Raw genomic sequence first — 12,366 nt, forward strand, 5'->3', positions numbered from 1 at the left:
CCTCTCGATCACTCTCGCAAACCGGTTCAGCGGCGGACCATGCGGGGCGTTTGGGGCAAATGTCAATCCGGCTTCCGTCGCAACCTGCGCGGGTCGAAAGAGGGAAAGATGCGGGCAATTGCGGTTTTGGGATTGGTTCTGGCGGCTGGCACCGCCGGGGCGGGTGACTGGCAGGAGCCCGCGCGGGGCTCGCAACTGCGGGCTGATCTGCTCGATGCGCTGCGCCCGATGGTGGAGTGGGAGCTGGGCGCGCCGGTCGAATTCGTGGTGCAGGAGATGCGGGTGAAGGGCGATCACGCCTTCGCCATGCTGGTGCCGCAGCGCCCGGGCGGCGGGAAGATCGACATGCGGCACACGCCGATGGTCGCACGCGAGGAATTCGACCCGGAGCTGGCCGAGGGCGGCGATCACGTCGAGGCGCTCTGGGTGAAATCCGGGCGGCAGTGGGTGGCGGTGCATCATGCCGTGGGCGCCACAGACGTCTGGTATTCCTGGGAGCCGATCTGCGCCGAGTTTCGCGACGTCATTCCCGAGGCTTGTGGCGGCCTGTGATCAGCCGCGGCTGAGAAATCCGCCCGGGTGGCGGGTCACCTCGCCCTCGATCTCGAGGCCGACGAGTTCACGCGACAGCGTCGCGGCGTCGATGCCGAGATCGCGGATTACCGTTTCCTCGGGCGTCGGCGCAGGCCCCAGCAGCGACAGCAGTTTCGCGCGCAGACCGGCAAGGGCGGGCTTGGGCGGTGGCGCGGGTGTCTGGGTTGGGGCCGCTGTCCGCTCTGCGCGTGGCATCGGTGCCATGCCCATCGCTTCCAGCACATCCTCGGCGCCGCGAATGAGCGTCGCGCCGTCGCGGATCAGCATGTTGCAGCCCGAGGCGCGGGCATCCATCGGGTGGCCGGGCACCGCCATCACCTCGCGCCCGTAATCAAGCGCCATCCGCGCCGTCAGCAGACTGCCCGAGCCCGCCGCGGCCTCGACCACCAGCGTCGCCCGGCTCAGCGCCGCGATGATGCGGTTGCGCTGGGGAAAATGTCGCGCCTGCGGCTCGGTGCCGGGGGGCAGTTCCGCGAGCCGCAGCCCCTCGGCCGCGATGCGCCGGGCCAGTTCGGTGTTTTCGGTCGGATAGATCACGTCGATGCCGCCCGCCATCACCGCGATCGTGCCGGTGGGAAGCGCCGCCCGATGCGCCGCGGCATCGATGCCGCGGGCCAGACCCGAGACGACGGCGAATCCCGCCCGTCCCATCTCTTCGGCCAGTTTTTGCGCCATGCGTTGCCCCAGCGACGAGGCATTGCGCGCCCCCACCACCGCGACGCGCGGGCGGGCGAGCAGATCGACCTTGCCCATCGCCCACAGAATCGGCGGCGCGTCGGCAAAGGCGAGCAGATCGGCGGGATAGCCCGGCCCGCCCGGCAAGAGCAGTTGCGCCCCGGCGCGGCGACCGGCGGCGAGTTCCGCCTGTGCCTGCGCGATCGGGCAGGGGAGGTAATCGGAAGATCCGGCTGATCGGGCAATTGCAGGCAAGGCCGCAAGCGCAGCGGCAGCGCTGCCATGGTCTTTCAGCAATCGGTGGAACGTCGTGGCCCCGACACGACGGGAGCGAGCGAGACGGAGAGACGAGAGCTCGTCTTCTTCCGTGGTGGGTGGGGTGAAGGGGGTGGGGTAAGAAAACAAACCTGTTTCCATCCGTCCCTCCGCCTCGTCGCAAGATCAAATTGCCGCATTAATGTTAACAAAGAGTTACCAAAAGTGTGATTCTACTCAAAGTTGAAGAAATTTTTATAAGAAATACTATAAATTGCGCAGCTCTGGTGGCAAGATTTCCGCTAATTGTGCACCAATGCGCAACCTTCGCTAAATGTTGCGAATCAGGCGGCCGATCCGCCCACGGTCAGACCGCCGATCAGCAGCGTCGGCTGACCTACGCCCACTGGCACCCATTGCCCCGCCTTGCCGCAGTTCCCGATGCCCGGATCAAGCGCCAGATCAGTGCCGATGGCGCGGATCTGCTTCATCGCGCTCGGCCCGTCGCCGATCAGCGTTGCCCCGCGCAAAGCCGCGCCGATCACACCATTCTTCACCCGGTACGCCTCGGTGCAGTTGAAGACGAACTTGCCGTTGGTGATGTCGACCTGACCGCCGCCGAAGCCCACCGCATAGATCCCGTCCTTCAGATCGGCGACGATGGCGGCCGGGTCGGCCGTGCCCGCCAGCATGTAGGTATTCGTCATCCGCGGCATCGGCGGATGCGCATGGCCTTCGCGGCGGCCGTTGCCCGTGGGCGCCACCCCCATCAGCCGGGCATTCTGCCGGTCCTGCATGTAGCCGACCAGAATCCCGTCCTCGATCAGCACGGTGCGGTTCGAGGGGGTGCCTTCGTCATCGATGGTGATCGAGCCGCGCCGGTCGGGAATCGTGCCGTCATCGAGCACGGTGACCCCCTTGGCCGCGACCTGCTGGCCAATGCGGCCCGAAAAGGCCGAGGATTTCTTGCGGTTGAAATCGCCTTCAAGCCCGTGGCCCACGGCTTCGTGCAGCATCACGCCGGGCCAGCCTGGGCCAAGCACCACCTCGAACGCCCCCGCGGGGGCCGGTTCGGCCGACAGGTTCACCAGCGCGATCCGCAGCGCCTCGCGCGCGATCGGCTGCCAATGGCCGGGCTCGATCAGCCCCGCCAGACCAAAGCGCCCGCCGCCGCCATTGGTGCCGCTTTCGCGCCGGCCGTTTTCCTCGACGATGACCGAGACATTGACCCGCGCCATCGGCCGGATGTCGGAAGTGATCCCGCCTTCGGGGCGCAGGATGAACACCTCCTGCAGGCTGGCCGCGACGGTCGCCGTCACCTGCACCACGCGGGGGTCGAGGTCGCGGGTCCAGGCGTCGATCTCGCGCAGGATGTCGATCTTTGCGGCAAAGGGCGCATCGGCCATCGGATCGGCGGCGCCGTAAAGATGCCGGTTGGTGCGCGCGGGCGGGGGCGCCAGCACGCCGCCGCCATCGCCCACGGCGAGCCGCGCGGTTTCTGCCGCCCGCTTCAGCGCGGCTTCCGAAATCTCGGTCGCATGGGCGTAGCCCGTGACCTCGCCACGCACGGCGCGCAGCCCGAACCCTTCGGAGGCGTCATAAGAGGCCGTCTTCACCCGGCCGTCGTCGAAGACCAGACTTTCCGAGCGCATCCGTTCGAGGAACAGCTCGCCATCATCCGCGCCCGCCGTCGCCGCGCGCAGGATCGCCAGCGCCTGACCCTCGTCGATCTGAGTCTCGAAAGGGGCGAAATTCGCGTCGGTCATCTGCGGCTCCTCTGGGTGATCCGTTTCAGATATAGTCGCACCGGGGGAAAGGAAAGGTAATCGCGCAAAAGCGAGGGCGGCACGGCCCCGGCCTTGCATCCATGGGGCTGACAAGGTTTCCTTTCTCGCGTATCAGGCGGTACCGAAATCGAAGGGCGAATGATGCGTTATATCTCCACCCGGGGGCAGGCCCCGGTCCTGAGCTTTGCCGAGGCCATGCTGACCGGGCTCGCCCGCGACGGCGGACTGTATGTCCCCGAGACGGTGCCGACCCTGAGCAAGGCCGAGATCGCCGCGATGGCGGGGCAAAGCTACGAGGAGGTGGCCTACCGCGTGATGGCGCCCTTCGTCGGCGACACCTTCACCGAGGAAGAGCTGAAAGGCGCCATTGCGAAAGCCTATGCGGGCTTCGGCCATGTCGCCCGCGCGCCGCTGGTGCAGCTGGCGCCGGGGCATTTCCTGCTCGAACTGTTCCACGGTCCGACGCTGGCGTTCAAGGATTTCGCCATGCAGATCATCGGGCAGCTGTTCCAGATCGCGCTGGCGAAAGCGGGCAAGCGCATCACCATCGTCGGCGCCACCTCGGGCGACACTGGTTCGGCCGCGATCGAGGCGTTCAAGGGCCTTGAGAACGTCGATGTCTTCATTCTGTTCCCGCATGGCCGCGTGTCCGATGTGCAGCGCCGTCAGATGACGACGCCGCCGGAAAGCAACGTGCATGCGCTGGCGCTGTCGGGGACGTTTGACGACTGCCAGAACCGGCTCAAGGACATGTTCAACGACTTCGCCTTCCGCGACGAGGTGGGGCTGGCCGGTGTGAACTCGATCAACTGGGCGCGGGTGCTGGCGCAGGTCGTTTACTATTTCACCGCCGCGGTCAGCCTTGGGGCGCCCGCGCGAAAAATCAGCTTCACCGTGCCGACGGGGAACTTCGGCGATATTTTCGCGGGCTTCATCGCCAAGCAAATGGGCCTGCCGATCGACCAGCTGGTGATTGCGACGAACCAGAACGACATTCTGCACCGCTGCCTGACGACGGGGGAATATCGGATGGACGGGGTGAAACCCTCGATCTCGCCCTCGATGGACATTCAGATTTCCTCGAACTTCGAACGCGCGCTGTTCTGGGCCTATGGCAAGGACGGCGCCGCCGTGGCGCAGCTGATGGACGAGCTGAAGACCAAGGGCGGTTTCACCGTCAGCCAAGGCGCGCTGGAAGCCCTGCGCGAGACCTATGCCTCGGGCCGGGTCTCCGAGGCCGAAACCGCGCAGACCATCACCGAGGAGCGCGGGCGTTCCGGCGAGCTTCTGTGCCCGCATTCGGCGGTCGGCGTGCGGGTGGGCCATGCCCATGCGCGCCCGGAAACCCCGATGGTGACGCTCGCCACGGCGCATCCGGCGAAATTCCCCGATGCGGTCGAGGCCGCGACCGGGCTGCGCCCCGGCCTGCCGCCGCGCATGGCCGATCTCTTCGAGCGCTCCGAGCGCGTCACCCGTGTGCCGAACGATCTTGCGGCGCTGGAAGCCTTGATCCGCAAGGCCAAGAATCTCGGGGAGCCCCGCGCATGATCGAACTGACCACGCTCCCGAACGGCCTGCGCATCGTGACCGAGCGCATGCCGGGCCTTGCCTCGGCCTCGGTGGGCGTCTGGGTTCTGGCGGGTGGCCGCCATGAACGGCTGGAACAGAACGGCATCGCGCATTTCCTTGAGCATATGGCGTTCAAGGGCACGAAGACCCGCACCGCGCTCCAGATCGCCGAGGCGATCGAGGATGTGGGCGGCTATATCAACGCCTATACCTCGCGCGAGGCGACGGCCTATTACGCTCGGGTTCTGAAAGCCGATGTCGGCCTGGCGCTCGACGTGATTTCCGACATCGTGCTGAATTCGATCTTCGATCCGCGCGAGATCGAGGTCGAGCGTCATGTGATCTTGCAGGAAATCGGGCAGGCGCTCGATACGCCCGACGACATCATCTTCGACTGGCTGCAGGAGGCCGCCTATCCCGATCAGGCGATGGGGCGGACGATCCTTGGTCCGTCCGGGAATATCGAGCGCTTCGGCCGCGAGGATTTCGAGCGCTTCGTGTCCGAACATTACGGACCGGATCAGATGATCCTTTCGGCCGCAGGCGCCGTGGATCACGCGGCGATCGTGAAGCAGGCCGAGCAGCTCTTTGGCCATCTGCGTCCGGTGGGGGCGCCCGCGGTGCAGCTGGCGCGCTGGTCGGGCAATGAACGGCGCGAGTTGAAGGATCTTGAGCAGGTGCATTTCGCGCTGGCCTTCGAGGGTCCGGCCTATCGTGATGCGGATCTGTACACCGCGCAGGTCTATGCGACGGCGCTGGGTGGGGGCATGTCTTCGCGCCTGTTCCAGAAGATCCGCGAAGAACGCGGCCTGTGCTATTCGATCTTCGCGCAGGCGGGCGCTTATGACGATACCGGCATGATCACGATCTATGCCGGGACCTCGGGCGAGGAAGTGGCCGATCTCTGCGGTCTGACCATCGACGAGCTCAAACGCGCTGCCGACGACATGACCGAGGCCGAAGTGGCCCGGGCACGGGCGCAGATGAAGGCGGGGATGCTGATGGGGCTGGAAAGCCCGTCGAGCCGCGCCGAGCGGATGGCGCGCAATCTGGCGATCTGGGGCCGGGTGCCGGGGCTGGATGAGGTTTCGACGCTGATCGATGGCGTGACGGTCGAGGCGGTGCGGTCCTATGCGGGCCGGATGATCGCGCAGGATCGCACGGCACTTGCGCTTTACGGGCTGGCCGAAGCCGCGCCGGATCTGGCGGGGCTGCGGCGGAGGCTCGCGGCCTGATGTTCCTGCGGCGTCGGAAACCTCAGGTCGAGACCGAGCGGATGCTGCTCCGTCTGCCCCTGCATTCCGACTACCGCGACTGGGCCACGCTGCGCGAGGAAAGCCGTGCGTTCCTGATCCCTTGGGAGCCCGCCTGGTCGGCCGAGCATCTGAGCCGCAAGGCCTTTGCCAACCGGGTCTATTGGGCGGCCCGGGCCGAGGCGGCGGGCACGGCGCTGCCGTTCTTCCTGATCGAGCGGATTTCGGGCCGGGTGCTGGGGGCGATCACGCTTGACAACATCCGCCGCGGTCCGGCGCAGGCGGGGACCCTGGGCTATTGGGTCGGCGCCCGCTACGCCCGGCAGGGCTTCATGCGCGAGGCGATCGCGGCGGTGGTGACCCATGCTTTCGGGCCGATGGATCTGAGCCGGATCGAGGCCGCCTGCCTGCCCGAAAACGCCGCCTCGCGCGGGGTGCTGGAGAAATCCGGCTTCAAATACGAGGGCGTGGCGCAGAGCTATCTGCAGATCAACGGGCGCTGGCGCAACCATGTGCTTTACGCCAACCTGCGCCCGGATCGGCGCGGGCGCACCGATATCGGCTGAGGAAGCCGGGGGGGCAGCCCCGTCGCCGGCCGGGCTTGAACCGGTGGCGCCCGACCGGCGACCCCCCGCGGGATATTTGAGGCAAGATAAAGGGGAAAGCCGTGCTGAACCCGGCGGATGCTGCTTTTGTGAAACGATTGGCCGTGGCGGTGCCGGGGCTGTGGCTGGGCGCGGCCGAGCCGCGCTATCTGGAAGAGCCGCGCGGACGCTGGCGGGGTCAGGCGGGCGTGCTGGCGCGGCCGGAAACAACGGCGCAGGTTTCCGCGCTTCTGGCCTTTTGCCATGCCGAGCGGGTGGGCGTCGTGCCCTTTGGCGGCGGCACCGGGCTGGTCGGCGGGCAGGTGGCGTCCGAGGGGCCGGTGCCGGTGCTGGTGAGCCTCGAGCGGATGACGGCGGTGCGACAGGTCAACCCCCAGGCGTTGGTGATCGAGGCGGGGGCGACGTTGCAGGCGGTGCATGACGCGGCCGCGGCGGCGGGCAAGCGCTTTCCGCTGACGCTGGCCTCGCAGGGCTCGGCGCAGATCGGCGGGTGTCTCGCCACGAATGCGGGCGGCGTGAACGTGCTGCGCTATGGCTCGGCGCGGGCGCTTTGTCTGGGGCTGGAGGTGGTTCTGGCCGATGGCACGATCTGGCAGGGGCTGAAGCGGCTGGCCAAGGACAACACCGGCTATGACCTGCGCGATCTGATCATTGGCGCCGAGGGGACGCTTGGCCTCATCACCGCCGCAAGCTTGCGGCTGCACGAGCCCCCCGCGGTCGAGGGGGTGGCGCTGATGGCCGTGCCGTCCCCCGCGGCGGCGGTACAGCTTCTGGGGTTGGCGCAGGCGCGGTTTGCGGGCTGCGTCTCGGCCTTCGAGCTGATCTCGGGGCAGGGGCTGGCGTTTCTGCGCGCGGTCGGGCCGGAGGTGGCGCTGCCCTTTGCGGCCGATCCCGAGTGGTCGGTGCTGATCGAACTCGGCCTGCCCGCCGGGATGGACAGCGAAGCGGCCTTTGCCGAGCTTTACGAGGCCGCGGGCGATCTGGTGAGCGATGCGGTTGTGGCGCAATCGGGGGCGCAGGCGGCCGCGCTTTGGGCGATGCGCGAATCGATCCCGCTCGCCAACCGTCGCATCGGTGCGATTTCGAGCCATGACATTGCCGTGCCGGTGGCCGACATCCCCGCCTTCATCACCGCCGCGACCGAGCGGCTGGCCGAGATGGGCGATTTCCGCATCAACTGCTTTGGCCATGTCGGCGACGGCAACCTGCATTTCAACGTCTTCCCCGCCGAGGGGCGGCGACGCGACGATTACGAGGCCAGCCGCAGTGCGGTGATGGCGGCGGTGCATCGGCTGGTGGTCGACAGCTTCGACGGCTCGATCTCGGCCGAACATGGAATCGGGCGGCTGAAGGTGGGCGAGCTGGCGCGCACCGCGGCCCCGGCGAAGATGGCGATGATGCGGGCGATCAAATCCGCGCTCGATCCGCGCGGCATCCTTAATCCCGGGGTGATCCTGCCTGCCGCAAGCTGAGCGGACCCCGAAAAGGAACGCGCCCTGCCGGGGGCGGCAGGGCGCTGCACTTTTGGTTCACGTGTTTGCAAGCAGCCGAACCATCAGGCCCGCTCTCAGTAGCGCGATTCGGGTTGTCAAAAGGTTAAGCCCGTTAACGAACCCGATTTTTTCTTATGCGGTCAAAAGCTTGATCGCCGCGACGGCGACGAAGAGCCCGCCCGAGATATAGGCGGCATGACGGAAACCGTCTTCGCGGGTCCAGAATTGCGCCACCGCTTGCAGGGCGCGCGGCAGGACGGGAAGGGCAACGGGGGCGAGGGCGGTGTGGGCCATGGGAAGGGCTCCTTGATGCGGTCAACTGTTGTTACCAATATGCCCGTTTCTGCAGTTGCACGGTAGATGCTGCGGGCGCATAGCCCGATTGCAGGCCGCGCATGACAGTCTTGTTGACCTAATTGTGATCGCTAAAGGAAAAGGCGCCCATTGGGCGCCTTTGAGCTCGGATGAGACGGGCGGTTCAGGCGCCGTCGAATTCGCACAGCACATGCACCTGCATGCCGAGATCGCGCAGAAGCTTGCGCCCGCCGAGTTCCGGCAGATCGACGATGAAGGAGCAGCCGACAATCTCGCCGCCCAGACGTTCGACAAGCTTGATCGCCGCCTCGCAGGTGCCGCCCGTCGCCAAGAGGTCATCGACGATCAGCACCTTCTCGCCAGGCTGGATGGCGTCGTCATGCAGTTCCATGATCGCTTCGCCATATTCGAGCTTGTAGGACTGGCTGATCGTCTGCCCCGGCAGCTTGCCCTTCTTGCGGATCGGTACGAAGCCCTTCGAGAGCTGGTGCGCGATCGCCCCGCCCAGAATGAAGCCGCGCGCTTCAAGACCCACGACCTTGTCGATCTGCTCGCCCGCCCAGGGGTGCAGAAGCTGGTCGATCGCCATGCGGAAGCCGCGCGGATCCGCAAAAAGCGTGGTGACATCGCGGAACATGATCCCCTCGTGCGGGAAATCGGCGATGGTGCGGATGTAATCCTTGACGGTCTTCATCTTTCAGCCTTTCAGGACGCGGCCCATCACGGGCATCAGGCGCGTCATCACTTCGGGGTCGCGCTTGGCGGGGGCGGTCATGATCGCGCCGTCAAGAACATGGGTGCAGCCTTTTTCGCAAGCCTCGGCCGGGCCTTTCAGAAGCGCGGGCAGGGCGGCCACAAGCGACCGCGCCTTGCCGGCATTGGCAATCGCCGTCGCCACCACCTGCGCCACGTCGACCGCATCATGGTCCGGGTGCCAGCAGTCGTAATCGGTGACCATCGCGACGCAGGCATAGCAAAGCTCGGCCTCGCGCGCGAGTTTCGCCTCGGGCATCCCGGTCATGCCGATCACATCGGCGCCCCAGCTGCGGTACAGGCGGCTTTCCGCGAGCGTCGAGAATTGCGGCCCCTCCATCGCGACATAGGTGCCGCCCTCGTGGACCTTGACGCCGGTCGCCCGTGCCGCCTCGGCGCAATGGGCCGAGAGCCGCGCGCAGACCGGATGCGCGACCGAGACGTGACCCACCAGCCCGGTCTCGAAGAAGGTCTTCACCCGCGCGAAGGTGCGGTCGATATATTGATCGACGATGACGAAATCGCCGGGCGCATATTCTTCCTTCAGCGAGCCGACGGCGGAAACCGCGACCAGATCGGTCACGCCCATCATCTTCATCGCCGCGATATTGGCGCGGTAATTCACCGTCGAGGGGGTGAAGCGGTGCCCCCGCCCGTGCCGCGGCAGAAATGCCATCCGCACCCCATGCAGCCGCCCGATCAGGATCTCGTCCGAGGGCGCGCCAAAGGGGGTCTCCACCGGCTGCCATGTCGCATCTTCGAGCCCGTCGATGTCATAGACACCCGAGCCCCCCATCACCCCGATCATCCGGTCTGCAATCATTCCAAAGTCCTCGCCCTGGCCCTTCGCGGCCGCGCGCAGCTTAGGCGGGCGGGGCGGATCGGAAAAGGCCATAGAACTCCGCCGCTCCGCGTCATATTTACACTTCAGGGCAGGGAGAAGACATGGACCACCACCGCGAACTGGGCGCCGAGAATATCCGCGGCGCGGGGCTGATGACGCTTGCCATGGCGCTTTTCGCGCTTGAGGACATGTTCGTGAAACAGGCGGCGAAAGTGCTGCCGGTGGGCGAGGTGCTGATGCTCTTTGGCGCGGGCGGCATGATCTGCTTTGCCGCGCTGGCGCTCGCCTCGGGGCAAAGCCTCTGGCATCCGGCCGTGGCAAGCCGGTTGATGGCGATCAAGGCCGGGTTCGAGATCACCGGGCGGCTGGCCTATACGCTCGGCATCGCGCTGACGCCGCTCTCGAACGCCTCGGCGATCTTGCAGGCGACGCCGCTCGTCGTCGTCGCGGGGGCGGCGCTGATCTTTCGTGAACGGGTGGGGGCGGCGCGCTGGGCGGCGGTGGGCATCGGCTTTCTGGGCGTGCTGGTGATCTTGCGCCCGGGGTTGGACGGCTTTGTCCCGGCGGCGCTCTGGACGGTGCTGGGCCTGCTGGGCTTTGCCGGGCGCGACCTTGCCACCCGGGCAGCGCCGAAGGTGCTGACGAATTTCCAGCTTGGCCTCTACGGCTTTGCCGCGCTCATCCCCGCGGGCGGGATCATCCTGAGCGTCACCGGCGGCGCCATCGCCCCCACGCCGCTCAGCCTGCTGCCGGTTCTTGGCGCGATCCTCTTTGGCGTCACCGCCTATTGGGCGCTGACGAAGGCGATGCGCACCGGCGAGGTCGCCGTCGTCACCCCGTTCCGTTACACCCGGCTTCTGTTTGCGCTGGTGCTTGGCATCCTCGTCTTCCGCGAAAGCCTCGATGCCGCCACGCTCATCGGCGCGGCGCTTGTCGTCGGTTCTGGCGTCTACACGCTGGCTGCCGGGGCAAGAGGTTTGAGACGCTGACCCTTTATTTTGCCTGAAATCCCCCTGGGTGCGGGGCAGAGCCCGCGAGGGGGCGTGGTTTCAAGGCCGCGCCATTTCAAACGTTTCGGTCACCGTCGCGTAATCCATATAGCCCAGACGGCTCAGCCGATCGGGCGGGCTGTAGCGGCCGTCGATCACACAATCTGGGCGGATATGCACCCCCACCACCGCGCCAAGCACCATGAAGTTGCTCTTGCCCAGAAGCGGCACGATCTGCACCAGACGGCATTCGAGCGCCGCAGGCGCCGCCGCCACGCGCGCGCAATCGATCACCTCACAAGCCGCCTTCTCCAGCCCCGCCGCCAGAAATTCATCTTCGCCCGCCGCCAGCATCGCCGAGGTGGCGTTCATCTGCTGGCCCAGCGCCGAGGTGACAAGGTTGACGCAAAACACCCCGCTTTCGCGGATTTGCGTCACCGTATCCTTGGTGTCGCCGCGGTCGGGCTTCGTCGACGTCGAGGAAAAGATCACCTGCGCCGGGTTAGCCGACACGGCGGTGAAGAAGGAATAGGGGGCCAGATTGTCGCCCATCTGCCCGCGCGTCGAGATCCAGCCGATGGGGCGCGGCGCGACGATGGCGTGGAACGGGTCGTGGGGCAGGCCGTGACCCTTGTCGGGGCGGTAGAACATGCGCGGCTCCTTTGATTTGAACCTGACATAACCGCGTGTTAGGCGCGTTTCGAGGGCGAATCGCAAAGGGTCGGGGCATGTATCAGCTCGAAGAAGAGACCGAAGCCGACTGGTGGGAAGTCGAGGCATTGTATGACCTGTGCTTTGCCCCGGGCCGAACCGCGCTTTCGTCTTACCGCCTGCGCGATGGCGTCGAGAAGGTGGCGCCGCTTTGCCTTGTTCTGCGCGAAGATGGCGTTCTGGCCGCGGTGATCCGCTATTGGCCGGTCAAGGTCGGCGGCCAGCGCGTGCTGCTGCTGGGTCCCGTCGCCGTCCACCCGACCCGGCAGGGCGAGGGGCTCGGCGGTCTTCTGATGCACGAAAGTCTGGCAGAGGCGCGGCGTCTGGGCTGGGAACGGGTGCTGCTGGTGGGCGACGCCCCCTATTACAACCGCTTCGGCTTCGAGAAGATCGAGGGGGTGGAGATGCCGCCGCCCACCAACCCCGACCGGGTTCTGGCGCTCGAACTGGTGCCGGGCGCCTGGGACGGCGTGCGCGGGCCGGTGGAAAAGTTCCTGCCCTGATCTTTCGCGCCGCCCCGGGT

The 12,366-nt window shown here is 66.7% G+C and carries 13 protein-coding genes; 7 read left to right on the plus strand and 6 right to left on the minus strand.

Translation table 11 applies throughout. The annotated features are described in order from the left end of the window. The first annotated feature begins 108 nt into the window (after window positions 1-108). Complete coding sequence (locus tag ACTTAI_RS04340; protein ID WP_444454586.1) at window positions 109-552, plus strand: hypothetical protein; 444 nt, start codon at window positions 109-111, stop codon at window positions 550-552. Here the strand turns inward: ACTTAI_RS04340 and dprA are convergent, their stop codons facing one another. Both dprA and tldD read right to left on the minus strand, forming a co-directional pair. Beyond that, a complete protein-coding gene (gene dprA, locus ACTTAI_RS04345) occupies window positions 553-1,686 on the minus strand; it encodes a DNA-processing protein DprA (protein ID WP_444454587.1) in 1,134 nt (377 codons plus the stop codon). Window positions 1,687-1,868: 182 nt separating this feature from the next. Further along, window positions 1,869-3,290, minus strand: coding sequence for a metalloprotease TldD (gene tldD / locus ACTTAI_RS04350; protein ID WP_444454588.1), 1,422 nt, complete (start codon window positions 3,288-3,290; stop codon window positions 1,869-1,871). Between the two features lie 162 nt (window positions 3,291-3,452). Between tldD and thrC the strand changes: the two genes are divergently transcribed. The 4 genes from thrC to ACTTAI_RS04370 all read left to right on the plus strand — a co-directional run bounded on the left by thrC (window position 3,453) and on the right by ACTTAI_RS04370 (window position 8,210). Then, window positions 3,453-4,859 carry a threonine synthase gene (thrC, locus tag ACTTAI_RS04355; RefSeq protein WP_444455694.1) on the plus strand — a complete coding sequence of 469 codons (1,407 nt, stop codon included), beginning with the start codon at window positions 3,453-3,455 and terminating at the stop codon, window positions 4,857-4,859. Beyond that, the gene (locus ACTTAI_RS04360; RefSeq protein WP_444454589.1) at window positions 4,856-6,115 is read left to right on the plus strand and encodes a M16 family metallopeptidase; all 1,260 of its coding nucleotides are present in this window, start codon (window positions 4,856-4,858) and stop codon (window positions 6,113-6,115) included. Before thrC ends, ACTTAI_RS04360 begins: the two co-directional genes overlap by 4 nt. Then, a complete protein-coding gene (locus ACTTAI_RS04365; protein ID WP_444454590.1) occupies window positions 6,115-6,699 on the plus strand; it encodes a GNAT family N-acetyltransferase in 585 nt (194 codons plus the stop codon). The genes ACTTAI_RS04360 and ACTTAI_RS04365 overlap by 1 nt, the downstream gene beginning before the upstream one ends. Before the next feature lie 101 nt (window positions 6,700-6,800). Continuing rightward, complete coding sequence (locus ACTTAI_RS04370; RefSeq protein WP_444454591.1) at window positions 6,801-8,210, plus strand: FAD-binding oxidoreductase; 1,410 nt, start codon at window positions 6,801-6,803, stop codon at window positions 8,208-8,210. A 153-nt stretch (window positions 8,211-8,363) separates the two neighbouring features. On the opposite strand, the gene ACTTAI_RS04375 is transcribed toward ACTTAI_RS04370, so the two are convergent. The 3 genes from ACTTAI_RS04375 to ACTTAI_RS04385 form a co-directional block, all read right to left on the minus strand. Continuing rightward, entirely contained in the window at window positions 8,364-8,525 is a 162-nt protein-coding gene (locus ACTTAI_RS04375; protein ID WP_444454592.1) for a hypothetical protein, read from the minus strand. A 184-nt stretch (window positions 8,526-8,709) separates the two neighbouring features. Further along, window positions 8,710-9,240: an adenine phosphoribosyltransferase gene (locus ACTTAI_RS04380; protein WP_444454593.1), complete on the minus strand. Its 531-nt coding sequence runs from the start codon at window positions 9,238-9,240 to the stop codon at window positions 8,710-8,712. Window positions 9,241-9,243: 3 nt separating this feature from the next. Beyond that, on the minus strand, window positions 9,244-10,122 hold the full coding sequence (locus tag ACTTAI_RS04385; RefSeq protein WP_444454594.1) for an S-methyl-5'-thioadenosine phosphorylase: 879 nt from the start codon (window positions 10,120-10,122) through the stop codon (window positions 9,244-9,246). Between the two features lie 122 nt (window positions 10,123-10,244). On the opposite strand from ACTTAI_RS04385, the gene ACTTAI_RS04390 reads away from it, so the two are divergent. Then, window positions 10,245-11,132, plus strand: coding sequence for a DMT family transporter (locus ACTTAI_RS04390; RefSeq protein WP_444454595.1), 888 nt, complete (start codon window positions 10,245-10,247; stop codon window positions 11,130-11,132). 60 nt (window positions 11,133-11,192) lie between these two features. Here ACTTAI_RS04390 and ACTTAI_RS04395 read toward each other — a convergent pair whose 3' ends face one another. Beyond that, a complete protein-coding gene (locus ACTTAI_RS04395; RefSeq protein ID WP_444454596.1) occupies window positions 11,193-11,783 on the minus strand; it encodes a flavin reductase family protein in 591 nt (196 codons plus the stop codon). 77 nt (window positions 11,784-11,860) lie between these two features. On the opposite strand from ACTTAI_RS04395, the gene ACTTAI_RS04400 reads away from it, so the two are divergent. Beyond that, window positions 11,861-12,346 carry a GNAT family N-acetyltransferase gene (locus ACTTAI_RS04400; RefSeq protein ID WP_110806712.1) on the plus strand — a complete coding sequence of 162 codons (486 nt, stop codon included), beginning with the start codon at window positions 11,861-11,863 and terminating at the stop codon, window positions 12,344-12,346. Window positions 12,347-12,366: the final 20 nt, after the last annotated feature.

Origin of the sequence: Rhodobacter capsulatus, assembly GCF_052363175.1 — a bacterium.
Classification (GTDB): Bacteria; Pseudomonadota; Alphaproteobacteria; order Rhodobacterales; family Rhodobacteraceae; genus Rhodobacter; species Rhodobacter capsulatus_D.